This window comes from Pantoea sp. ARC270 (assembly GCF_003236725.1).
Classification (GTDB): Bacteria; Pseudomonadota; Gammaproteobacteria; order Enterobacterales; family Enterobacteriaceae; genus Pantoea; species Pantoea anthophila.
The window spans coordinates 1-21,772 of the sequence record NZ_PUGA01000028.1 but is presented as its reverse complement, the minus strand read 5'-3'; the positions used below and the strand labels follow the sequence as shown (position 1 = coordinate 21,772).

Genomic DNA, 21,772 nt, shown 5'->3' with positions numbered 1-21,772 from the left:
GAGGCACTGTGGATACCCTTCACTACATCATGGATAACTGGAATACCCTGCTGACCCTGAGCTGGCAGCACAGCTGGCTGGTGCTGGTCGCGGTCGGACTGGCGATTGTCATTGGCGTGCCGCTTGGCATTCTGATTGTCCGGGTCCGGTGGCTGGCGGCCCCGATCCTCGGCATCGCCACCGTGGTGCTGACCATCCCGACCATTGCGCTGTTTGGTCTGATGATCCCGCTCTTTTCACTGATCGGTCAGGGCATCGGTGCGCTGCCCGCCATCACCGCTGTGTTCCTCTACTCCCTGCTGCCGATTGTGCGCAACACGCACACCGCACTGGAGAACCTGCCGGGCGGTCTGCGTGAGGCGGGTCGTGGTATCGGCATGACCTTCTGGCAGCGTCTGCGCTGGGTGGAGATCCCGATGGCGCTGCCGGTCATTTTTGGCGGCATCCGCACCGCCGTGGTGATGAACGTCGGCGTCATGGCGATTGCCGCCGTGATTGGAGCCGGCGGCCTGGGCCAGCTGCTGCTGGATGGCATCAGCGGCAGTGATATTCGCATGTTAATTGCCGGGGCACTGATGATCTGTCTGCTGGCTATTGTTCTTGACTGGCTGCTGCACCGTTTGCAGCAGGCGCTGACTCCTAAGGGGATTCGATAATGATCACGCTGGAAAACCTGACGAAAACCTTTACCCAGAAAAACGGCACCACCAACAAAGCCGTCGATAACGTCAGCCTGCATGTGCCAGCCGGTGAGATGTGCGTCCTGCTGGGGCCATCGGGCTGCGGAAAAACCACTACCCTGAAGATGATTAACCGCCTTATCCCTGCCACCAGTGGCCGGATTCTGATCAATGGCGAAGATACCAGTACGCAGGACACCACCACCCTGCGTCGCAACATCGGCTATGTGATCCAGCAGATTGGACTGTTCCCGAACATGACCATCGAAGAGAACATTACCGTGGTGCCGCGCATGCTGGGCTGGGATAAGAAGCAGTGTCACGAGCGCGCGACCGAGCTGATGAGCATGGTGGCGCTGGACCCGACTAAATTCCTGCATCGCTATCCGCGAGAGATGTCCGGCGGTCAGCAGCAGCGCATCGGGGTGATTCGTGCGCTGGCGGCGGATCCACCGGTGCTGCTGATGGATGAGCCTTTCGGGGCGGTTGACCCGATTAACCGTGAAGTCATTCAGAACGAGTTTCTTGATATGCAGCGTCAGCTGAAGAAAACCGTGATGCTTGTGAGTCACGATATCGATGAGGCGCTGAAGCTCGGCGACCGGATTGCGGTGTTTGGTCAGGGTAAGATCGTGCAGTGCGCCAGCCCGGATGAGCTGCTGGCCACACCGGCGAACGATTTCGTCGGCTCGTTTGTCGGCCAGGACCGCACGCTGAAGCGCCTGCTGCTGGTGCAGGCGGGGGACGTCACCGATCAGCAGCCCACCATTACCGTGCGTCGTTCTACGCCGCTGGAGGAAGCCTTTGGCACCATGGATGAGAACGATATGCGCTCGATTACCGTGGTCGATGAGGATGGCAAACCGCTGGGCTTCGTGAAGCGTCGCGAGGCACGCAACGTCAGCGGCCGCTGTGAAGAGCGCCTGCACACCTTTAAGGTGACCGGCAAAGCGGAAGAGAACCTGCGCGTAGTGCTGTCAAAGCTCTATGAACACAACACGGTCTGGATGCCGATTGTTGATGAGGAGGGTCGCTACAGCGGTGAGATTTCACAGGATTATATCGCCGACTACCTGAGTTCAGGCCGCACGCGTCGTCGTCTGAATACGTAAATTCCTCTGTTAATGAAAGGGCCACATGGCCCTTTTTTGTTACCGTGGACAGGCCCGAATTAAACCGCAATAACGTTGCTTAAGGCGAAGGGAACAGGGTCAGAAGAGGAAAGCGTCCCGCGCCAGGGATGGCGCGGGTCGAGCCTGTCATGGATGACATCTTTTGCGTCTTTCCGATCTGACCCTGTTCCCTGCGCAGGTGCGATCTTACAGCAAGCCGGGCCACAGGCTGGCACCCCGTCCCGCTGGCGGACTCCTCTCAGCCGGTCATCCCTCCGTCAGCGTCTCCGCCTCAACCTCTTCCACCGTCCGCGCCTCATCCGGCAGCACCAGATTCAGCACAATGGCCAGGATGCCACCGGTAGTGACTGCATGACCAAACAGGCTGCCGATCAGCGGCGGGAACTGCTTCAGCACGTCCGGCACCGCTTCCACACCCAGCCCGATGCCGAAGGCGATCGCGACGATCAGCATCTCGCGGCGACCAAGCGGTGTCTGGGTCATCACCCGGATACCGGCCGCAACCACGCTGCCAAACATCACCACTGTCGCGCCGCCCAGTACCGGCGGTGGGATCTGCTGCAGCAGGGAGCCAACCGCCGGAAAGAGCCCCAGCAGCGCCAGCATAATGCCCAGCAGCATCCCCACGTAGCGGCTGGCAACGCCGGTCATCTGGATGACACCGTTATTCTGCGCGAAGGTGGTGTTAGGAAAGGCCGAGAAAACCGCGGCCAGCACGCAGCTCAGGCCATCGGCGACGATACCGCCCTGCAGCCGCTGCTGGAACGGCTTACCAGTGATCGGCTGCTGTGAAATCAGACAGTTGGCCGTCAGATCGCCCACCGCTTCAATCACCGCAATGACAGATACCAGCGCGATAGGCAGAAAGATGGTCCAGTCGAAGGCGAAACCAAAGCGGAAAAAGGCCGGCAGCACCAGCCAGCTGCTCTCCGGCGCAGCCTTCAGCTGCAGATGGCCGGTTAACGCCGCCGCCACACACCCCACGGCGATACCCGCGACTACGGCAACCAGCCGCGCCCAGCGGTTACGCGAGCGGTTCAGCGCCACAATCACCAGCAGCGTCAGCGCACCCAGCGCCAGATTTCCCGGCGCGCCAAAGTCAGTGGCATTGTGGCCGCCCGCCCAGTCGGTGATGCTCACTTTGATCAGGCTGATACCAATCAGCGTAATCACGCTGCCGGTGACGACCGGCGTCAGCACCTTGCGCAGCGCGCCGACGCAGCGGCTGATGACCACCGGGATCAGTGCCGCTACCAGGTTACAGCCAAACAGCATCGCCAGAATCTCTTCAGGCGAACCGCCACGCCCCTTGATCATCAATCCACCCGACAGAATCACACCCAGAAACGCAAAGCTGGTGCCCTGCAGACAGATCATCCCGGCACCGACGCCATAAAAGCGCCGGGCCTGCATAAAGGTGCCCAGACCGGAAACAAACAGGGACATGCTGATCAGATAAGGAATATAGGCCTGCAGTCCCAGCACCGAACCGATAATCAGCGGCGGAGTGATAATGCCGACGACGCTGGCAAGCAGATGCTGCAGTGCGGCAAAGAATGCCGGTACGGGACCAATGCGGGCTTCAAGCCCATATAACAAACCTTTCTCGTGCGAGTGCGACATGGTGGTGCTCCAGCTCTGTGTGGTTAGCGGAGTTAATGCATTTTCTGCGCCATCACGTCGGGGATTCGCGGTTAACAATCCAGGTCATTCAAATATAAGCGGAAATAGTTACAGAAAACGGGTCGCGAGCCTGAAACTTTAGGCTCACGACCCGCTCAGATGACTTGTTTTGTTTCAGTATCAGGCGATCTTTGCACTCACAGCGTGCAGATCGGGCTGCTCCAGCAGAGAAATATCGATCCAGGAGGTCAGATCGCGCTGTTCAGGACGGGGCAGGTAAGGAAGTTCACCCAGCAGCGGTGCCGCAATCTTTTCACGCAGCACCTCAATGATGTCACTGTAGTGCGCCAGCCCCGGATTGACGCGGTTAGCCACCCAGCCCACCAGCGGCAGGCCATCGTGCGCGATGGCTTCCGCGGTCAGCAGCGCATGACTGATGCAGCCCGACTGGATACCCACCACCAGCACAACCGGCAGCTGCTGTTCTGCGACCCAGCGCGAGAGCGGACGTCCGTCGTTCATCAGACTGCGCCAGCCGCCGGTGCCCTCCACCACCACCCGATCGGCCTGCTGCGTCAGATGTGTCAGACCCTGAGTCAGCCGGGAATAGTCAATCATCTGGCTGGGATGGGTGCAGATCTCCTCCTCCTCAAACACCAGCGGATTAATCGCCTCATAAGGCAGGTCGATGGATGAAGCGCTTTGCAGAACCTGTGCATCTTTGTTACGCAGGCCATCAGCGGTTTTGACCGCACAGCGCGCGACAGGCTTATAGCCGACGGCACTGACGTTGCTCTGAATAAAACATTGCAAAAGGGCGCGGGACACCACCGTTTTGCCTGTAGCTGTATCGGTGCCGGTAACAAATAGTCTGTTCACTCCACTTCTCCTCTCAAAGCGTTGCGGCTAATCGGTGATTAGCCCTGCTGCGAAACGGCATTTTAAGGAATCCAGAATGAGAACAGATTGCGTTAGCGCAAGTTCAGGCCCGCTTAACCTTGCAACAGTTTCACTAACAGGTGTCCGTTATAGAGAGCGTCTTTGATCAGCGCGGCGGCACCGAGTGTGCCCGGTTCGCTGAATTCAGTGGGGGCCAGCTGAATGCCTGCACTGTAGGCAGGCAGGGACTGCTGCAGAATCGTGTTGCTCACCGCCGGAAACAGCACCTCTGCCGCCGCATTCAGCGGAGAACCGATAAGAATATGTTGTGGATTAAAAATATTAACCATCATCGCCAGAATCCGGCCTGCGTGATGACCGACGCTGGCGATGGTGTCGCGCGCCAGGCGATCGCCCGACAGGGCGGCCTCACACAACGATGACAGCGTCAGCTCCTGACGATTAAGCAGGCTGTCGGGCTGGGCCGCCAGACGCTGCGCCGCCAGCGCCAGCAGACTGCCGGTACTGGCGACCGTCTCCAGACAGCCGTGATTGCCGCAGTAGCACTGCTGACCATAAGGATCGATTTGCGTATGGCCGATCTCGACCAGCGCCCGCCCCCGCTTATGCAGCAGCTGGCCGCCGCTGATCACCCCGGCGCCGACCGTTTCATCGATCACAATCTGAATCACATCCTGCGCGCCGCGCGAAGCGCCGAACAGCGACTCCGCCAGCGTCCAGGCGGAGATATCGTGCTGCACAAACACCGGTAATCCCGTGTGCGCCTCCAGCGCATCGCCCAGCGGCATATCACGCACCTGATAGCCCGGCAGCCGATGCACCACACCTGACGCGGCGTTAATCAGCCCCGGCAGCGTGATGGCGATGGCCGTCAGACGCTCCAGCTTTTTCTGATGACGGATAAAGAAGGCATCCACCTGTTCAATCAGAGCGGTCAGCAGCGGCTGAGCGGATTCATCGGGCAGCGGCAGGCTATCTTCGGCCAGCGCCTGACTGCTGAGATCGCGCAGCGTAAAGGTCATGGCACCGCGATGCAGACGAATGGCCAGATAGTGCCAGGCCTCCGTGTCCAGAATCAGGCCGATGGCCGGACGGCCCCGACTGCCGGGTTCCTGAAACTCCGTCTCCTGCACCAGATGCGCGTCCAGCATTTCACGCACAATTTTTGTGATGCTGGCTGGCGCAAGCTGGGCACGGCGGGAAAGTTCGATACGCGAAATGGGACCATAACGGTCAATCAGCTGATATACGACACCTGCATTGGTCTGCTTGATCTGGTCAATATGGCCAGGTTGACTGTCCGGATTCACAACCCTGCTCCCGGTTATTTTCGCGCTTCTAAATAAACATGCGCCATGGTGAGGCAGATCAGGCAACAGCGTCAAATATTTGATTAGAAATGTGATTTATCGCACATATTGGCGTCTGTCAGGGTGCGCTTCCGGGCCGGTTTTCCCGCAGTAACGCCATCATATTCGCCATCGGTGCGGTGATTTCGCGGCTGGCTGACCAGACCAGCCACAGCTCTGAAATGGCATCCTCTTCCGTCAGCGGCAGCCAGACCAGATCGGCCAGCTGCGCCCGGCGGAAGGAGGCGGGCAGAATGGAGACGCCAAGACCGGTTGCCACCAGCCCCAGAATGGTCATCGCTTCCCCCACTTCCTGCGTGATATAGGGCTGGATCTGATAGCGATGCAGCAGCGCCAGGATATCGCTGTAGAGCGCGGTTCCGCCCTGCGCATCAAAGAAGACGAAGGGTTCGGCGGCCAGCGCGGTGACGGAGATCGCGCCGGCATCCGCCAGCGGATGCGCTTTGTGCACCACCGCACACAGCGGCTCGCTCATCAGCAGCTGATGCGCGAGATCGGCGGGCAGCGGCGTGTTGCGCATCACGCCAAGATCGAGCCGCCCCTCATGCAGCGGGGCCAGCTGCTGGCGAGTATTAATTTCCTGCATCTGAATATGCACCTGCGGCCAGCGCTGGCGAAAGCGAAACAGCGCGTCGGAGACCACCGCGGTAAAAGGCGCCGAGGAGGTGAACCCGATTCGCAGCCCGCCCTCTTCTCCCCGATGCAGCCGGGCTGCCCGGTCGGCCGCCTGCTCAACCTGCAGCAGGATGGCGCGGGCATCGTTCAGCAATTGCTGTCCGGCAGCGGTCAGCTGAACGCTGCGGTTGGTCCGGTTAAAGAGTCGGGCGCTGGTTTCTGCCTCCAGTTGCAGTATCTGCTGACTGAGTGGCGGCTGGGAGATGTTCAGCCGCCGGGCCGCGCGCCCGAAATGGAGCTCCTCGGCCACCGCAATAAAGTAGCGCAGGTGACGCAACTCAATATTCATATCTGAAACGTCTCATTTAAGATTATTAATATATTAGACATCATAATGATGCCTGCCTAAGCTGACGACAGGTTTTTTTACTCTTAAAGGAAAGTGTGTGAGTCACTCAACAGAGGCCGCCGCGGTAAATGAAGAGGCGGGTCGTGTGTCTTCAGAACCGGTGGCTGCGTCAGGTTATATCCGTCGGGGTTCGCGGCAGTTTATGCGCGTGACGCTGGCGCTCTTCTCCGCCGGTCTGGCGACCTTTGCCCTGCTCTATTGTGTCCAGCCGATCCTGCCGGTGCTCTCGCATCAGTTTGGCATCTCACCGGCGACCAGCAGCCTGTCACTCTCTATCTCAACCGGCCTGATGGCGCTGGGCCTGCTGGTGACCGGGCCGCTTTCGGATGCTGTCGGCCGTAAATCGGTGATGGTGACAGCCCTGATGCTGGCCGCCATCTGCACGCTGATCTCAGCCACCATGAGCAGCTGGCACGGCATTCTGATCATGCGGGCGCTGATGGGGCTGTCGCTCAGCGGGGTGGCGGCGGTGGGCATGACCTACCTCAGCGAGGAGATGGATGCGCGGGTCGTCGCCTTCTCTATGGGGCTCTATATCAGCGGAAACTCTATCGGCGGCATGAGCGGGCGTCTGCTGAGCGGTGTGCTGACCGACCTTTTCTCATGGCGGATCGCCGTAGCGGTGATTGGCCTGTTTTCGCTGGCTTCGGCGCTGATGTTCTGGAAGATCCTTCCCGCTTCACGTCATTTTCGTCCCATCACGCTGCGTCCGCGCAACCTGCTGATTAACTTCCGGCTGCACTGGCGCGATCCCGGCCTGCCCTGGCTATTTGCCGAAGGGTTCCTGCTGATGGGTGCCTTTGTCACGCTGTTTAACTACATCGGCTACCGGCTGCTGGATGCCCCCTGGCATCTGAGTCAGGCCGTGGTCGGGTTGTTGTCGGTGGTCTATCTCACCGGCTCGTGGAGTTCGCCGAAAGCGGGTGCGCTGACCAGCCGGCTGGGACGGGGACCGGTGATGCTGGGTGCGACCGCCATTATGCTGCTGGGACTGCTGATCACGGCGTTCAACTCGCTCTGGCTGATCCTGCCGGGGATGATGCTGTTCACCGCCGGTTTCTTTGCCGCCCATGCGGTTGCCAGTGGCTGGATTGGCCCGCGCGCACGCCGGGCGCGGGGCCAGGCCTCATCGCTTTATCTGTTCAGCTACTACGTGGGTTCCAGCGTCGCCGGGACGCTGGGCGGTCTGTTCTGGCATAACTTTGGCTGGCACGGCATCACGCTGTTTATCAGCACCCTGCTGCTGCTGGCGTTGCTGGTGGCCTGGCATCTGCACCACAAAAAGCTCTGATTTCCCTCTTCTGCCAGGCCCGGATGGCCTCACCAGGCCTGGCAGCACCACACGCTGACTGTCGCTCATCCTCTTCCCTGAAAATCCCCCGCGAAAAAACCCCACAATTCCCGCTATAATCGGTTTTATTGAATCATTTCATCTGCTTTGCCTCTTAACACGGCAACAAGGAACGCCTGTGGCTCTCTACTACTACGTCAATAAACAATCGGGATATAACGATAATCATGTGGTGCATGCCGCTGGCTGCCCGCATCTTCCCGACATGGAAAACCGACTGTTTCTGGGCAGTTTTTATCACGTCAATGCCGCCATTCTTCAGGCAAAAAAATATTACGTGGGGGCTATCGGCTGTGAGAACTGCTGCCCGATTAATGCCAGCCACCTGCCGGAGACGCCGCTCAGCGTCGCCCAGAAACATACGCCGGGGTCACGCTAAGCTGTCGGAGGGTGTCGGCGTGAAATTTACTTACCGCTGCGCTAATTTGTTAAGCATCAGCGCCGTTTTCCGTTATGTTACTCTTCCTGACTCTTTTTGATGGAAAGCACGATGCGGGATAAGTTTGCGCGTTCTCAGATCGCCCTTCACTGGCTGACCTTTTTACTGGTCGTGACAGCCTACGCCACCATTGAGCTGCGCGGCTTTGTGCAGCGCGGCTCCTGGCAGGGGTACGCCATGATCATCACCCACTTCAGCGCAGGTGCGACCGTTCTGGTGCTGATGATCGCCCGCCTGTTTCTGCGTACCCGTCATCGCACGCCACCCATTACGCCAGCCGCGCCGCGCTGGCAGACCGGGGTGGCTCATCTGACGCACACCCTGATCTATGCCCTGTTTATCACCCTGCCGATCCTCGGCCTGTCGTCGCGCTACCTCAAGGGGCGGGAGTGGTGGCTGTTTGGCATCAGCATGCCGGTTGCACCGGAGCCCAATTTTGACCTGGCGGATACGCTGATCGACTGGCATGAAACTCTGGCACCGCTGGGATACTGGCTGATCGGGCTGCATGCGGCGGCGGCGCTGTTTCATCACTATCTGCTTAAAGACAATACCCTGCTGCGCATGATGCCGCCTCGTCGCGGTCAGTAATCTCATCCCGTCGCCCCTGAACGGGGCGATAAAAAAATTTCCGCCTCAAAAGCCGGTTATCAGGTTTCGCTTCCCGCTTTATTCACTACAATGGTCTGTAATTTGTGACGCAGGTCACTTTCGCTGGATGTCTGCCACATCCGAATTCGCTGTACTGACAGATTTGACACCTCATGCAACCAACAACTGTTTCACGTAAAACTGCCTGGCTACGCGTGGTCTTGCTGGCCATCGCGGCTTTTGTATTTAATACCACCGAATTTGTACCGGTGGGTCTCCTTTCGGACATCGCGGCTGACTTTTCCATGCAGACGGCGGATGTCGGGATCATGCTGACGATCTACGCCTGGGTAGTCGCGCTGCTGTCACTGCCGCTGATGCTGCTGACGCGCAACGTGGAGCGGCGACTGCTGCTGGGGGTGCTGTTTACGATCTTTATCGTCAGTCACGTCCTGTCGACTTTCGCCTGGGACTTTCGGTCGCTGATGGTCTCACGCGTCGGCATCGCCCTCTCTCACGCGGTGTTCTGGTCGATCACGGCTTCACTGGCTATTCGCGTGGCCCCGGCCGGAAAGAAAACGCAGGCGCTGAGTATGCTGGCGACCGGAACCGCACTGGCCATGGTGCTGGGGGTGCCGATTGGCCGCGTGGTGGGTCAGTATCTTGGCTGGCGAACCACCTTCGGCGCGATTGGCCTGTCGGCACTGGTGCTGATGATCATGCTGGTACGGATACTGCCGCGTCTGCCCAGTGAACACACCGGCTCGCTGAGCAGCGTGCCGATGCTGTTTCGTCGTCCGGCGCTGGTCAGCATGTATCTGCTGGTGACCATTGTGGTGACCGCGCACTACACGGCCTACAGCTACATCGAGCCCTTTATGCAGAGCGTGGCGCAATCCAGCGGCAATTTCACCACCCTGCTGCTGCTGCTGTTTGGCTCTGCGGGTATTCTGGGCAGCGTGCTGTTCAGCACCCTGGGCAATAAATTCCCTTCCGCGCTGCTGATTGCCGCGATTGCGCTGATCACCCTCTGCATGGGACTGCTGATCTTTGCTGCGGTTCGTCCGACGGCGATCGCTATCCTGTGCATCGTCTGGGGCATGGCGATGATGATGATTGGACTGGGTATGCAGGTGCGGGTGCTGTCTCTGGCGCCGGATGCAACGGATGTGGCAATGTCACTCATGTCCGGCATCTACAATATCGGCATAGGCGCAGGCGCGCTGCTGGGAAGCCAGGTCAGTCTCTATCTGAATATGTCGGAAGTCGGCAACGTCGGGGGGATGATCGGTCTGGTGGCGTTACTGTGGTGTGTCTATATTTTCCGCCGTTATCCTCAGCTTCGCAGTAATGGCTAAGACCGGCGCAGAGAGGATAAAAAAAGGCTTCAGATAAGCTGGTTATCTGAAGCCTGTTTCTCTTATTTATAGAGAATGGCGGTGCCATGCAGGTTGTTGCTGCCAGAGGTCGAAGTGATGCGGAAAGACTTTGCACCGGCATCGCTGGCCTTTTCTGACAGTTGCTGCTCAAGCGAGGTCAGATTGCTGCTGCCCGTCGCGCTGATGACGCCCACGCGTTGCTGATCCAGTGGCGTGCTGCTTACCTGCTGCGCCGCCACGCTGGCGAATGAGAGGCCACTGAGCAGGGCCGCGGCCACTATCATGCTGATACGTTTCATAACGAACCCCTTCTTCATATCTGCCGGATGCCCGGTTACTGATAAATCACCGCCGTGCCGTGCAGTTTGTTCTGACCGCTGGTTGAGGTGATGCGGAACGATTTCGCACCGGCTTCATCTGCTTTGGCGTTGAGCTGCGCTTCGACTGAACTCAGGTTGGTGCCGCCCAGCACAGAGATGGTGCCAACAGGCTGCTGATTAGCCGGTTCGCTGGTAACCAGGTCAGCGGCAGACGCGCCAAAAGTCAGTGTGGTGAGTGCCAGAACAGCCAGGGTAGTTTTGATGGTTTTCATAATCTTCTCTCTTCTCAGTGATCGTGTTCAGTGGGTCTGAAATCGGTTGTCGCTATTTAATTAACGACCGTTAAATAAATGATAGACCCCGATCAGGCTGGCCGTCAATATTTATTTAATGAGCGTTATTTTAATCGCGAAGTGGCGTGATTATGGGCTTCAGCCCCTTTTCTGACTTAACCATAGGGGCGATAAAACCGCGCTGGCGCACAAAATGGCAACCCCGGAGGACGGCCTGCCTCTCCGCACTTGCACATTTTTATAATGATCGGTAATTTAATAGAGTGTTTCCCCGTCAGAGAGGATGTATGAGTCAGGTTCAGGATTGCGATACCCGGAAATGCCGTGGCCGTCCCAAAGTGTTCGATCGTGAAGCTGCGCTCGATAAGGCACTGACCCTGTTCTGGACCCACGGGTACGAAGGCACCTCGCTCGCCGATCTGGTGGCCGCAACCGGTGCTAAAGCGCCGACGCTCTATGCGGAGTTCGTCAATAAAGAGGGATTGTTCCGCGCCGCGATGGAGCGCTATGTTGAGAAATTCAGCGCCTGGCGTGACGCGGCACTGGGCGATGATAAGCTGGCGGTCTCTGAGGCGGTTGAGGCCTATTTCCGCGCTACCGCGGCCTGCTTTACCGAACGCGACTCGCCCGGCGGCTGCTTCTTTATCTGCACCTCAAGCGCCCTGTCGGCGGCTTCCGCGGATATTGCGGCCATGCTGCAAGAGCAGCATCAGTCACAGGAGCAGGTTTTAAAGGATTTCCTCTGCTCGCGTCAGCAGCGTGGTGAACTGGGAGAATCAGTGGACATTGCTGCGCTGTCGCGCTATCTGAGCTGTCTGCTTCAGGGCATGTCGGTGCGGGCGCGGGAAGGTGCGGAGCGCGCAGACCTGGAGAGTATTATCGATACGCTGATGGCGATGTGGCCTACCCTGACAGGACTCTGTCAGGCTCAGCGGTAAGATTCAGGGCGGGATTCCCGCCCTGTTGCACGTTCAGCTGAGAAAGAAGACCGGCCGGAGCGGCTGACTGACGGGACTGTTGTCCGCATGAGAGGGCATCAGATCCTTCATGGAGGCCCACCAGCGCTGACAGACCGCCGTTTGCGCCACCGCGTTCCAGCGCGCTTCCGATTCAATCTCCACGCTGGCAAAGAGCAGATGCCGCTCCTCATCCAGCCAGATGGCATAATTACGGGCACCATGTGCTTTCAGCGTTTCAGCCAGTTCGGGCCAGATAGGTGAGTGACGACGCTCATACTCCGCATGACAATCCGGATTGACCTGCATCACAAAGGCTTTACGCAACATGGGCAGGCCCCGCATCCAGTGCCGGTTGCCAGGGCGTGACACCAAAACGTTTACCCAGCGCGACCAGCTGTTCTGTGGTGATGCTCTGACGTATCCCGCCCATCGACAGCACCTTAACCATCACTTCAGATGATTTCTCGGCGGTGTCAATCAGCCCAAACGTCTCATCGAGCGTCGGGCCGGTGCCAAAGACGCCGTGGAACGGCCACATCACCAGCGTGTGCGACTGCATCTGCGCCGCCGTCGCGGCGCCGATCTCATCGGTGCCGGGCACCATCCAGGGCAACACGCCCACGCCATCCGGGAAGACCACCAGACACTCGGTGCTCCCCTCCCACAGCAGGCGGGTAAAGCGCGCCGACTCCATCTCAACTACATAACTCAGGGCCATAAAGTGGGTGGCATGACAGTGCATAATCACCCGATCTCTGCCGCCGCTGACTGCCTTGCGCACCGCATGCGACTGAAAATGTGACGCCAGCTCGGAGGTCGGCAGCCCGCCATTGACCAGCCCCCAGTGAATTTTGCAGGAGAGCCCCTGGCTGTCGACCTGCAGCAGTGCCAGGCAGTCCGCGGGGTCCAGCTGAACGTTGCGCATAAATTTTCCCGACCCGGTCACCAGAAACCAGTCGTTTGCCAGCGCCGGGGCGGGCTGACTCAGCTCGAAACAACGAGGCTCATGGCAGAAATCAGCCCTGAAGGGGCTCACCTCCTCCTCACTCAGCCGCAGGCTGACGTTGCCACCATTGCGTTCATCCCATCCCTTCAGCCACATGTCGCTGGTTGCCTTAACCATTCCCTTTACAAACTCTGAAGCAAGAATGCTTTGCATAATGAAATCCCTTAACGTTGGCTCAAAATCTGCTGCTCATAATGGCGCACATCACTTAACCAGCTGGCGTCAGCCGGAACGTCATGACGCAGGCACCAGGCTTCCCACACCGCCTGCCACGGCAGTGATTTCTGCTCTTCCAGCCAGACCAGCCGCGCGGTGTAATCTCCGCCATTCTCAGCCTGACGCAGACGATCGGTCGGCTCCAGCAGGGCGCGCAGCAGCGCCTTATGCGTGTTGCGGGTGCCGATAACCCAGGCCGCAATCCGGTTGATCGACGCGTCAAAGAAATCGAGGCCGATATGCACTTTGTCGAACAGCCGGTGACGGACGATCTCACTGGCAATAGCCTGCGTTTCATCATCCAGCAGCACCACATGATCGCTGTCCCAGCGCACCGGACGGCTGACGTGCAGCAGCAGGCGCGGCACATAGAGCATGGCGGCGGAGATCTTGTCGGAGATCACCTCGGTAGGATGGAAATGGCCCGCATCCAGGGTCAGTGCCGTCTGACGGCTGGCGGCGTAGCCGAGATAAAACTCATTTGATCCCACGGTGTAGCTCTCTGCGCCGATACCGAACAGCTTGCTCTCTACCGCATCGATGTGGTGCTGCGGGTTGAGTTTTTCCGCAATGACCTCATCCAGGGCGCTGATCAGACGCTGACGCGGCGCCAGCCGATCGACGGTGATATCCTTCATGCCGTCCGGTACCCAGATGTTCATGACTGAAGGCGTGCCCAGCTGCTCACCAAAGTGGGCCGAGATGCGGCGACTGGCTTTGCAGTGGTCGATCCAGAACTGACGCACGGTTTGATCGCTGTGTGACAGCGTAAACCCGTCAGCACTGAGCGGATGTGAAAAGCAGCTGGGGTTAAAATCGAGCCCCACGCCCCGCTCCCTGGCCCATTCGACCCAGCGCGCGAAATGCGCCGGCTCAATAGCGTCCCGTTCAACCGGCCTGTCGCTCTCCAGATAGAGTGCATGCAGGTTCAGACGCTTGAGGCCGGGGATCAGCGACATCGCCTTATCGATATCACCGCGCAATTCGCTGGCGTTGCGTGCACGTCCCGGATAGTTGCCGGTCGCCTGAATACCGCCGGTGAGTGCGGCCTGCGGGTTTTCAAATCCCCGCACATCGTCGCCCTGCCAGCAGTGCATGGAAACCGGGATCGTGTCGAGCTGGCGAATAGCCTGTTCAGCATCAACCCCAATATCGGCATAGCGTTGTTTAGCCAGTTCAAAGGCCTGTTCTGTCTGCTTAGTCATAAGCGGGTTCCTCTGCGGGTTGACTCAGCGTCGCGAAGCGGGCCTGACTGGCCGCGAAGACGTCTGAAATGTGTGGTTCGAATGTTTCGAGGGGGAAGGTGTTCATCATGCAGTTGCGGAAATCGGCGACATCCGTCAGTTCGCCGAGGGCAATCAGCTGGCAGCCGACGTTACCCAGCGTGGAGGCCTCAACCGGCCCGGCCAGCACCGGAATCTCACAGGCATCCGCACAGAGCTGATTCAGAAAACGATTCTGGCTGCCACCGCCGACCACATGCAGCCGGGTGAAGGGCTTCCCGCGCAGCGCGGCGAGTTCGCTGATGACCTGACGGTAGAGCAGTGCCAGGCTGTCAAAAATGCAGCGGGCCAGCGCAGCGGCGGATTGCGGCACGGGCATGCCCTGCTCTGCGCAGGCTTTCTGAATCTCGCTGACCATGTTGTCAGGATTGATAAAGCGCGGATCGTTGGGGTTAATCAGCGAAAGACAGGCGGGCTGACAGGCGGTCTCAGCAATCAGCGCACAGAGGTCGTCAATCTGCCGTTCAGCACAGAGACGCTGCAGCAGCCATAAACCCATGATGTTTTTCAGGACGCGATAACCTTCTGCGCCGCCTTCGTTGGTAATATTGGCGCGCAGTGCCGCCTCGCTCGCATAGGGTTGCAGGCTTTCAAAGCCCATCAGCGACCAGGTGCCGGAGCTGAGATAGGCGGCATCTTCCTGCAGCAGCGGCGTAGCCAGCACTGCGCTGGCGGTGTCGTGGGTGGCCACCGCAATAACCGGCACCGCTTCGCCCCGCTGACTCCGCCAGTGTCCCACTGTGTTGCCCGGCGCCTGCGGCTGACCGAACCAGCCTGCCTCAATCCCCGCCCAGCCAATTAAATCGCGATCCCACTCGCCGCTGTGAATATTGAGCATCTGGGTGGTGGTGGCGTTGGTGTACTCCCAGTTGAGGTTGCCGGTCAGGCGGAAGTGCAGGTAATCCGGGATCATCAGCGCATGTGCCACACGCGCCTGCCAGTCAGGCTGCTGCTGATGCAGAGCGCGCATCTGATAGAGCGTATTGAAAGGCAGAAACTGAATGCCGGTTTTTGCATAGATGGCGCTGTGACCCAGCTCCTGCTGCGCCTGCGCCATCAGGCCGTGGGTGCGTGCATCACGATAGCTGACCGCTTCACCCACCGGCTCACCCTGCGCATCCAGCAGCACCATATCCACGCCCCAGGTGTCGATGCCGATACTGTCCGGCACGAGCCCCTCCTCAACAGCCTGCTCCAGCCCGGCACGGATCGCCTGCTCCAGCATCGCCAGATCCCAGCAGTCATAGCCGGCACGACGCAGACGCCGGTTTTCAAAACGGCGGATTTCACGCAGATCCAGCTGGCGCTGCGCGTCATCCCACCGGGCGAGCATGACCCGGCCGCTGGATGCGCCGAGATCGATAGCAATGATATTTCGCCTGGTCATGGTGGCTTTTCCCTGTGATTAAGTGGTCACAGAGTAAAAATCGGGTCGCCTGAACACCTTCCCGGCAGTGCCAGCGCCTGGGGTGCTCTGGCAGACCTGCAAAGAATGTCGTGAGAGAGATCACAGAGGCAGCAGTGAGCACGATGTGACCCCTGCCGCAAATCTGTTAACTACCGGGGATTTCTTGAAAAATCAGCAGGATTCCTGCTGAGACGTGCTGAAAATTCAAGGTAAGGTAACAGCGTCCTGATTAGACTGCGTTGCAGTTTTGTTAATCAGTGAGGGACGATCATGACTCTGTTGCACAGTGCGGATTTTTTTCCTGACGGCAATTACGCGATTGCGATTGAACCCCGCATCCCCCAGGCCCCCTTTCCGGAGCATCATCATGATTTTCATGAAATCGTTCTGGTTGAGCACGGTGCCGGGATTCATGTGTTCAATGGTCAGCCACAAGCGCTCTGCGCCGGCTGTGTCTGCTTTATCCGCGATCACGATCGTCATCTTTATGAACAGACCGATAACCTCTGCCTGACCAATGTGCTCTATCGCAGCCCCGGCGCGTTCCGTTTTCTCTCCGGATTGCAGGCGCTGCTGCCGTGCGAACGGGATGGGGATTATCCTTCTCACTGGCGCATCAATCAGAAGGTGATGGCGCAGGCCCTGAGTGTGGCAGCGCAGATGCAGCAGCACGAGGCCTGGTCACTGGACAGGCAGGCGCGGCAGGAGCAGCTCTTTTTACAGCTGCTGGTGCTGTTACGTGAAGCCTGTCGTGATGGCGGTCGTCAGGATCAGGAGGCGCGTCTGCATCGCCTGCTGGACTGGCTGGCGGATCATTACAGTGACGAGATTGTCTGGGATGAACTGGCCGATCGTTTCTCTCTGTCGCTGCGAACGCTGCACCGACAGATGAAGCAGCAGACCGGCAGTACGCCGCAGCGTTATCTTAACCGTCTGCGCCTGTTACAGGCGCGTCACCTGCTGCGTCACAGCGATCTGCGTATTACCGACATCGCCTTCCAGTGTGGATTTGGAGACAGCAACCATTTCTCTACCCTGTTCAGGCGCGAATTTGGCTGCGCCCCGCGAGCGGAGCGCCAGCAGATGAGGTAAAGGAGCCGACTATGGCGTTGATACTCAGTCGTGATGACTATTTTCCCGCCCCCAGTTTACCGGTGGCGGTTGCCGAAAGGATGCCACAGCCCTCTTTTCCGCCGCACCGACACGAGTTCAGCGAAATCGTCATCGTCTGGCGCGGTAATGGCCTGCACGTCCTCAACGATCGCCCCTGGCTCATCACCTGCGGCGACCTCTTTTTTATCCGCGACAGCGACTGCCATAGTTACGACAGCGTTAACGACCTGGTGCTGGATAACATCCTCTACTGCCGCGACCGCTTTGGTCTGGCGCTTGACTGGGATAGCCTGCTGCCGCCACAGGGCCCCGAAGCCCCTGGCTGCTGGCGTCTGACCACGCGCGGTATGGGGCTGGCGCGCGGTGTGATCAGCCAGCTGGAGCGTGAAAGTCGCAAGAGCGATCCCCTGTCGGTTCAGCTCTCTGAAGCCCTGTTTCTGCAGCTGGTGCTGATTCTGCGGCGTCACGGCTACGCCGCCGATCGCCCCTGGGTTCTGCCGGAGGGGGAACAGCTCGATCTGCTGATGTCAGCGTTGCAGGGGGCGATTTCCCGGCCGTTTGATCTGGCTGCGTTCTGCCAGCAAAACCAGCTGAGCGAACGGGCGCTGAAACAGCTTTTCCGTCAGCAGACCGGGATGACCATCGGCCATTACCTGCGTCAGTTACAGCTCTGTCAGGCAAAATATCTGCTGCGAACGCAGGCGTGCCTGATCAGCGAAGTGGCGGCCCGCTGCGGCTTCGATGACAGTAACTATTTTTCCGTGGTTTTCACGCGTGAAACCGGCCTGACACCCAGTGCCTGGCGTCAGCGATTTCTCCCCTCCGGGCCAGCGCTGAAAAGCGCCGAACCGGAATAACACGGCTCTGCAGAGCGGGCTCGTAAAGATCTGTTCCGTATCGCTGTGAGGGGGAGCCAGTACAGGGAACAGGGTCAGATCGGAAAGTCGCTTAAGCCATCCATGGCCGCTCGGCCCGCGCCGTCCCTGGCGCGGGACGCTTTCCTCCTCTGACCCTGTTCCCTGTACCCTGAATTTTGCATCGCGGCCTGATCCGCCCGTTCAGATGGAAACCTGGTGATTGGGCCTGTCAGACAGGCCCGTTCTCCTCCGCGCCGCAGGAAGCCTGCGGCTTACGCTGCCATACCCAGCCCAACGATGTTTGCCGCGATGATAATGACCACGCAGCCAATCGATAACACACTGACCGGGCGGCGTCCCGCTGACTTCCACTCTTTCAACAGCAGGCCTACCAGTCCCCCGCACAGCACATACAGGCTCATGTGCAGCATCCAGCTGACATAGTCATACTGCGGCGGGATTCGGGCGTGGCCCCAGGCGTAAAAGAAAAACTGCAGATACCACATGGTGCCGCCAAGCACGGCGAACGCGGTATTGGCAATAAGCAGCGGCCTGGCGACGGAAAAGTCCCTGCGAACTGACAGATCGGGTCGGGTAGCCAGCCGCCAGAAGCAGAAGCCCAGGTTCACCAGCGCCCCACCGCCCATGATGATCACATAGCTGGGTAACGCCACATAGAGCGGGTCGATCCCCAGATTCGCGGCGGCCTGATGCATTGGCTTGGCGGCATCCATCGCAAAGGACATCCCCGCCGAGAAGATGCCGCACATTACCGCCAGCAGCAGACCCTTCCTGAGATTAAACTCTTCGGCGTTGATCCCCAGCGCCCGCTCCTTCAGCAATCCGGCACGCGACACAATCCCGACGCCAGCCAGGGCCACCAGCACGCCCAGTAAGGTCAGCCGCCCTCCCGCAGAGGCAAATAACTCGCCAAAGCGCCCCTGCAGCAGCGGCGTCATCAGCGTGCCGACCACCAGCGTAATACCAATCGCGATGCCGATGCCCATCGACATGCCGAGATAGCGCATAGTCAGCCCGTAGTTGATATTACCGATGCCCCACATCGCGCCGAAGAGAAACACGGGTGTCAGCTGCGACAGCGTGAAGCTGCTGTAATAAGCCCGGAAGTCGGGCAGCAGAATGGCACTGACCGCCCACGGCAGGATCAGCCAGGAGATCAGGCCCCCCACCGACCACATGGTTTCCCAGGACCATCTTTTTACCTGCTTAAACGGCGCGTAGAAACACGCGGCGCTGGCAGCGCCGACAAAATGCCAGAAAATTCCCGCAATAATGGCACTGTTCATTGTTATTCCCCGGTTTGGTTGAGGTCTGTCGGAAAGCGCTCAGCTTCCGCTCAGCAGGCAGTCTACGGTTTGCATCGATTCCTCAGCCTTTGGATGAATGCCGGAAGCCCGCGCGGAGTGGCAATATTGACCCGATGCTGCTGTCAGGGATCACAATTCTTCAGTCGTCAGAGGCCGGGCTGCCTGAACGGGTAAGTGACTTATAATTCACTGTTTTTCCCCTTTCTGCTGTGTGGCGCAGCACAATTCCCGCTTCACTGCCATGCACGCCATCCGCGTGGCAGAGGCGCAAAGAAGCCTTTCATTCCCACCTGCAAGGTCGTATACACTGGGGAAAATTGATCGGTTCAGGGTTCAGGATGACGACTAAGTGGTTAACACTGTTTCTTTCGCAGGCAGTCAGCCGGGTGATGCTGGATGACATCCGCGCGATAGTGCCTGCTGAGGCGCTAAAGGTGTTTGTGAATGGCATGGATGAAGCCCACTACGCCACCATCGAATGTATACAGGCGGAGCAGCACTGCGCGCTGATCGCCTCCGCGATTGTGGTCTGGCGTCAGCTGGGGCATATCGAGCATATTCTGTATAAGAAGGGAGAGGTGTTAAGGGAGGAGACGGAGGCCACGCAGTTTCAGCTCTTTACGCTGCTGAAAACCCATCGCGCAGTGCTGCAGATCTCATGATAAGATTGCGCCTCCATAGTGCTGTTTGCAGCAGGTAGAATATGAGAATTGGAATCCTGTTTCCGATCGCCATCATTGTGGCAGGCGTCGGCTTTCTGGCGTGGTTTATCGGCAGCGGTCTGGCCATGCCAGGCTCGTAACGGCTAAGGCAGCAGCGTGACGCGCGCTGCCCGTCCCCCGGCGTGGCCGACTGCGGGTCAAGGCTAGCGCAGCTGACTGTCTTTACTGCCCCGACGGTTATACAAACTGCTGGTCTGCTGCTGTTTATCGATTTTTTCCTGACAGGCTACGCAGTAGCGTACCCCTTTCAGCGCCTGGCGGCGGGCTTCAGGAATCGGCTCGCCACAGAGTTCACATTCGGTCGCGCTTTCGCCATGACCCAGCGACTGCCTCACCCGCTCGATGCCATCATTGACGGTGCTGTCAATCTGCTCCTGTACTGCGCCTTCTGACGCCCATCCGTTAGCCATGATACACCCCCTTTTTTCATTACGTTGCTTCTATAAATCTACAACATATTGACGTTTTTGCCGCAGAGCAGCGCACTATCTGTCACTGGCTGCCAGCCAGACGCCGACACTGGCACTCAGCATAAGGTCACCCGCCCGCATCTGCTTCACCCTGCAATCACATTACTGCAACGTGTCGATAGCGGAGAGTTAAGTAAATGACAACACATCATCAACATTACATTAATGGCCAGTTTGTCGGTTCACAGGGTGACCAGTGGATTGAGGTGATCAACCCGGCCACCGAGGCGTTGCTGTCACGCATCCCGCAGGGAAGTCGTGAGGACGCCCGTCTTGCCATCCGCGCGGCAGAAGCCGCTCAGCCGGACTGGGAGGCGCTGCCTGCGGTAGAGCGTGGTCACTGGCTGCATAAAATCGCCTCGGCCATCCGTGAGCGCGAACCGGAGCTGACGGCCACGATTGTGGCCGAAGGCGGAAAAACGCAGGGACTGGCGAAGACCGAAGTGCTGTTTACCGCCGACTATCTCGATTACATGGCGGAGTGGGCGCGGCGTTATGAAGGCGAAATCATCAACAGCGACCGACCCGGTGAGCATATCTTCCTGTTCAGAAAGGCGATTGGGGTGACAACCGGGATACTGCCGTGGAATTTCCCCTTCTTCCTGATCGCCCGTAAAGCCGCACCTGCCCTGATCACCGGCAACACCATCGTCATTAAACCCAGTGAGCTGACGCCAAACAATGCGGCGATCTTCGCCGATATTCTGCAGCAGACAGGCCTGCCCGCTGGGGTGATCAATATCGTCTATGGTTTCGGGCAGGACGTGGGCCAGGAGCTGGCGGCAAACCCGAAAGTCGGCCTGGTCAGCCTGACGGGTAGCGTCGGTGCCGGCATCGCCACAATGCAGGCCGCAGCACAGAACGTCACCAGCGTCTCCCTGGAGCTGGGCGGTAAGGCCCCGGCGATTGTCATGGCGGATGCTGACCTGGAGCTGGCCGTGCGCGCCATCGTCGCTTCGCGAATGATAAACAGCGGCCAGGTCTGTAACTGCGTCGAACGGCTCTATGTGCAGGAGGCGATTTATGACCGCTTTATCAACGCGCTCACGGCGGCTTTTCAGCAGGTGACCCTGGGTGACCCCGCCGAACAGAGCGATATTGATATGGGGCCGCTGATTAGCGCTGCGGCACGCGATCGCGTTGAGCAGAAGGTGGCTGAGGCGGTCGCCGCAGGTGCCAGCGTGGTGCTGGGCGGCCGGCGCGCCGGCGAGAAAGGCTTTTTCTTCCAGCCCACGCTGCTGACCGGGGTTCGACAGGAGATGCCGATTATGCAGGAGGAGATATTCGGGCCTGTGCTGCCGGTGATG

The 21,772-nt window shown here is 59.0% G+C and carries 24 protein-coding genes; 12 read left to right on the top strand and 12 right to left on the bottom strand.

All coding sequences use genetic code 11. The features are described from left to right. Positions 1–8: 8 nt before the first annotated feature. Together osmW and osmV are read left to right on the top strand one after the other, a co-directional pair. Positions 9–656: an osmoprotectant ABC transporter permease OsmW gene (osmW, locus tag CKF42_RS13500; protein ID WP_009090139.1), complete on the top strand. Its 648-nt coding sequence runs from the start codon at positions 9–11 to the stop codon at positions 654–656. Next, positions 656–1,792, top strand: coding sequence for an osmoprotectant ABC transporter ATP-binding protein OsmV (osmV, locus tag CKF42_RS13495; RefSeq protein ID WP_009090137.1), 1,137 nt, complete (start codon positions 656–658; stop codon positions 1,790–1,792). The genes osmW and osmV overlap by 1 nt, the downstream gene beginning before the upstream one ends. 267 nt (positions 1,793–2,059) lie before the next feature. Here the strand turns inward: osmV and CKF42_RS13490 are convergent, their stop codons facing one another. From CKF42_RS13490 to CKF42_RS13475, 4 genes are all read right to left on the bottom strand, one after another. Then, complete coding sequence (locus CKF42_RS13490) at positions 2,060–3,436, bottom strand: uracil-xanthine permease family protein (RefSeq protein ID WP_046101858.1); 1,377 nt, start codon at positions 3,434–3,436, stop codon at positions 2,060–2,062. Positions 3,437–3,616: 180 nt separating this feature from the next. Then, positions 3,617–4,315, bottom strand: a complete 699-nt coding sequence (gene bioD / locus CKF42_RS13485; RefSeq protein ID WP_009090134.1) for a dethiobiotin synthase — start codon at positions 4,313–4,315, stop codon at positions 3,617–3,619. A 113-nt stretch (positions 4,316–4,428) separates the two neighbouring features. After that, entirely contained in the window at positions 4,429–5,646 is a 1,218-nt protein-coding gene (locus tag CKF42_RS13480) for an ROK family protein (RefSeq protein ID WP_111208396.1), read from the bottom strand. A 118-nt stretch (positions 5,647–5,764) separates the two neighbouring features. Beyond that, positions 5,765–6,670, bottom strand: coding sequence for a LysR family transcriptional regulator (locus CKF42_RS13475; protein WP_111208395.1), 906 nt, complete (start codon positions 6,668–6,670; stop codon positions 5,765–5,767). Between the two features lie 97 nt (positions 6,671–6,767). Here CKF42_RS13475 and CKF42_RS13470 point away from each other — a divergent pair, with 97 nt between their 5' ends. From CKF42_RS13470 to CKF42_RS13455, 4 genes are all read left to right on the top strand, one after another. Beyond that, positions 6,768–8,021, top strand: a complete 1,254-nt coding sequence (locus CKF42_RS13470) for an MFS transporter (RefSeq protein WP_111208394.1) — start codon at positions 6,768–6,770, stop codon at positions 8,019–8,021. 178 nt (positions 8,022–8,199) lie between these two features. After that, entirely contained in the window at positions 8,200–8,460 is a 261-nt protein-coding gene (locus CKF42_RS13465) for a hypothetical protein (protein WP_009090129.1), read from the top strand. A gap of 111 nt (positions 8,461–8,571) precedes the next feature. Then, positions 8,572–9,111 (top strand): cytochrome b561, encoded by a 540-nt coding sequence (cybB, locus tag CKF42_RS13460; RefSeq protein ID WP_046101860.1) that lies wholly within the window; start codon positions 8,572–8,574, stop codon positions 9,109–9,111. A gap of 173 nt (positions 9,112–9,284) precedes the next feature. Further along, on the top strand, positions 9,285–10,469 hold the full coding sequence (locus tag CKF42_RS13455) for a sugar transporter (RefSeq protein ID WP_009090127.1): 1,185 nt from the start codon (positions 9,285–9,287) through the stop codon (positions 10,467–10,469). A 62-nt stretch (positions 10,470–10,531) separates the two neighbouring features. On the opposite strand, the gene CKF42_RS13450 is transcribed toward CKF42_RS13455, so the two are convergent. Then, positions 10,532–10,789, bottom strand: a complete 258-nt coding sequence (locus CKF42_RS13450; RefSeq protein WP_009090126.1) for a YdgH/BhsA/McbA-like domain containing protein — start codon at positions 10,787–10,789, stop codon at positions 10,532–10,534. 35 nt (positions 10,790–10,824) lie between these two features. Then, positions 10,825–11,082, bottom strand: a complete 258-nt coding sequence (locus CKF42_RS13445; protein WP_009090125.1) for a DUF1471 domain-containing protein — start codon at positions 11,080–11,082, stop codon at positions 10,825–10,827. A 308-nt stretch (positions 11,083–11,390) separates the two neighbouring features. Here CKF42_RS13445 and CKF42_RS13440 point away from each other — a divergent pair, with 308 nt between their 5' ends. Next, positions 11,391–12,041 (top strand): TetR/AcrR family transcriptional regulator, encoded by a 651-nt coding sequence (locus CKF42_RS13440; protein ID WP_009090124.1) that lies wholly within the window; start codon positions 11,391–11,393, stop codon positions 12,039–12,041. Between the two features lie 33 nt (positions 12,042–12,074). On the opposite strand, the gene rhaM is transcribed toward CKF42_RS13440, so the two are convergent. From rhaM to rhaB, 4 genes are read right to left on the bottom strand one after another with little or no spacing between them, the layout of a single operon-like run. After that, the gene (rhaM, locus tag CKF42_RS13435) at positions 12,075–12,389 is read right to left on the bottom strand and encodes an L-rhamnose mutarotase (RefSeq protein ID WP_058957921.1); all 315 of its coding nucleotides are present in this window, start codon (positions 12,387–12,389) and stop codon (positions 12,075–12,077) included. Next, positions 12,379–13,221, bottom strand: coding sequence for a rhamnulose-1-phosphate aldolase (gene rhaD, locus CKF42_RS13430; protein ID WP_111208393.1), 843 nt, complete (start codon positions 13,219–13,221; stop codon positions 12,379–12,381). Before rhaD ends, rhaM begins: the two co-directional genes overlap by 11 nt. 11 nt (positions 13,222–13,232) lie before the next feature. After that, the gene (locus tag CKF42_RS13425; RefSeq protein ID WP_111208392.1) at positions 13,233–14,489 is read right to left on the bottom strand and encodes an L-rhamnose isomerase; all 1,257 of its coding nucleotides are present in this window, start codon (positions 14,487–14,489) and stop codon (positions 13,233–13,235) included. Then, complete coding sequence (gene rhaB / locus CKF42_RS13420) at positions 14,482–15,954, bottom strand: rhamnulokinase (protein WP_111208391.1); 1,473 nt, start codon at positions 15,952–15,954, stop codon at positions 14,482–14,484. The genes CKF42_RS13425 and rhaB overlap by 8 nt, the downstream gene beginning before the upstream one ends. 291 nt (positions 15,955–16,245) lie before the next feature. Between rhaB and rhaS the strand changes: the two genes are divergently transcribed. Continuing rightward, complete coding sequence (gene rhaS / locus CKF42_RS13415) at positions 16,246–17,067, top strand: HTH-type transcriptional activator RhaS (RefSeq protein WP_111208390.1); 822 nt, start codon at positions 16,246–16,248, stop codon at positions 17,065–17,067. An 11-nt stretch (positions 17,068–17,078) separates the two neighbouring features. After that, positions 17,079–17,945, top strand: coding sequence for an HTH-type transcriptional activator RhaR (rhaR, locus tag CKF42_RS13410; protein WP_046101868.1), 867 nt, complete (start codon positions 17,079–17,081; stop codon positions 17,943–17,945). Positions 17,946–18,217: 272 nt separating this feature from the next. On the opposite strand, the gene rhaT is transcribed toward rhaR, so the two are convergent. Next, the gene (gene rhaT / locus CKF42_RS13405; protein ID WP_009090114.1) at positions 18,218–19,252 is read right to left on the bottom strand and encodes an L-rhamnose/proton symporter RhaT; all 1,035 of its coding nucleotides are present in this window, start codon (positions 19,250–19,252) and stop codon (positions 18,218–18,220) included. Positions 19,253–19,611: 359 nt separating this feature from the next. On the opposite strand from rhaT, the gene CKF42_RS13400 reads away from it, so the two are divergent. Next, a complete protein-coding gene (locus CKF42_RS13400) occupies positions 19,612–19,935 on the top strand; it encodes a hypothetical protein (protein WP_058957917.1) in 324 nt (107 codons plus the stop codon). A 41-nt stretch (positions 19,936–19,976) separates the two neighbouring features. After that, the gene (locus CKF42_RS21080) at positions 19,977–20,075 is read left to right on the top strand and encodes a YoaK family small membrane protein (protein WP_008925225.1); all 99 of its coding nucleotides are present in this window, start codon (positions 19,977–19,979) and stop codon (positions 20,073–20,075) included. Between the two features lie 63 nt (positions 20,076–20,138). Here CKF42_RS21080 and CKF42_RS13395 read toward each other — a convergent pair whose 3' ends face one another. After that, the gene (locus CKF42_RS13395; RefSeq protein ID WP_009090111.1) at positions 20,139–20,405 is read right to left on the bottom strand and encodes a DksA/TraR family C4-type zinc finger protein; all 267 of its coding nucleotides are present in this window, start codon (positions 20,403–20,405) and stop codon (positions 20,139–20,141) included. A 197-nt stretch (positions 20,406–20,602) separates the two neighbouring features. Here CKF42_RS13395 and aldA point away from each other — a divergent pair. Next, positions 20,603–21,772: aldehyde dehydrogenase (aldA, locus tag CKF42_RS13390; protein ID WP_111208389.1), on the top strand; the 1,170-nt coding region annotated here is incomplete at its 3' end.

What these genes read in the sequence shown, in the direction of transcription:
- rhaS (WP_111208390.1), top strand. Translation starts at nt 16,246, where the DNA reads ATGACTCTGTTGCACAGTGCGGATTTTTTTCCTGACGGCAATTACGCG.
- CKF42_RS13455 (WP_009090127.1), top strand. Translation starts at nt 9,285, where the DNA reads ATGCAACCAACAACTGTTTCACGTAAAACTGCCTGGCTACGCGTGGTC.
- rhaT (WP_009090114.1), bottom strand. Translation starts at nt 19,252, where the DNA reads ATGAACAGTGCCATTATTGCGGGAATTTTCTGGCATTTTGTCGGCGCT.
- rhaD (WP_111208393.1), bottom strand. Translation starts at nt 13,221, where the DNA reads ATGCAAAGCATTCTTGCTTCAGAGTTTGTAAAGGGAATGGTTAAGGCA.
- osmV (WP_009090137.1), top strand. Translation starts at nt 656, where the DNA reads ATGATCACGCTGGAAAACCTGACGAAAACCTTTACCCAGAAAAACGGC.
- cybB (WP_046101860.1), top strand. Translation starts at nt 8,572, where the DNA reads ATGCGGGATAAGTTTGCGCGTTCTCAGATCGCCCTTCACTGGCTGACC.
- CKF42_RS13475 (WP_111208395.1), bottom strand. Translation starts at nt 6,670, where the DNA reads ATGAATATTGAGTTGCGTCACCTGCGCTACTTTATTGCGGTGGCCGAG.
- rhaM (WP_058957921.1), bottom strand. Translation starts at nt 12,389, where the DNA reads ATGTTGCGTAAAGCCTTTGTGATGCAGGTCAATCCGGATTGTCATGCG.
- CKF42_RS13450 (WP_009090126.1), bottom strand. Translation starts at nt 10,789, where the DNA reads ATGAAACGTATCAGCATGATAGTGGCCGCGGCCCTGCTCAGTGGCCTC.
- CKF42_RS13395 (WP_009090111.1), bottom strand. Translation starts at nt 20,405, where the DNA reads ATGGCTAACGGATGGGCGTCAGAAGGCGCAGTACAGGAGCAGATTGAC.
- rhaR (WP_046101868.1), top strand. Translation starts at nt 17,079, where the DNA reads ATGGCGTTGATACTCAGTCGTGATGACTATTTTCCCGCCCCCAGTTTA.
- CKF42_RS13445 (WP_009090125.1), bottom strand. Translation starts at nt 11,082, where the DNA reads ATGAAAACCATCAAAACTACCCTGGCTGTTCTGGCACTCACCACACTG.
- CKF42_RS13490 (WP_046101858.1), bottom strand. Translation starts at nt 3,436, where the DNA reads ATGTCGCACTCGCACGAGAAAGGTTTGTTATATGGGCTTGAAGCCCGC.
- CKF42_RS13425 (WP_111208392.1), bottom strand. Translation starts at nt 14,489, where the DNA reads ATGACTAAGCAGACAGAACAGGCCTTTGAACTGGCTAAACAACGCTAT.
- CKF42_RS13440 (WP_009090124.1), top strand. Translation starts at nt 11,391, where the DNA reads ATGAGTCAGGTTCAGGATTGCGATACCCGGAAATGCCGTGGCCGTCCC.
- CKF42_RS13400 (WP_058957917.1), top strand. Translation starts at nt 19,612, where the DNA reads ATGACGACTAAGTGGTTAACACTGTTTCTTTCGCAGGCAGTCAGCCGG.
- CKF42_RS21080 (WP_008925225.1), top strand. Translation starts at nt 19,977, where the DNA reads ATGAGAATTGGAATCCTGTTTCCGATCGCCATCATTGTGGCAGGCGTC.
- rhaB (WP_111208391.1), bottom strand. Translation starts at nt 15,954, where the DNA reads ATGACCAGGCGAAATATCATTGCTATCGATCTCGGCGCATCCAGCGGC.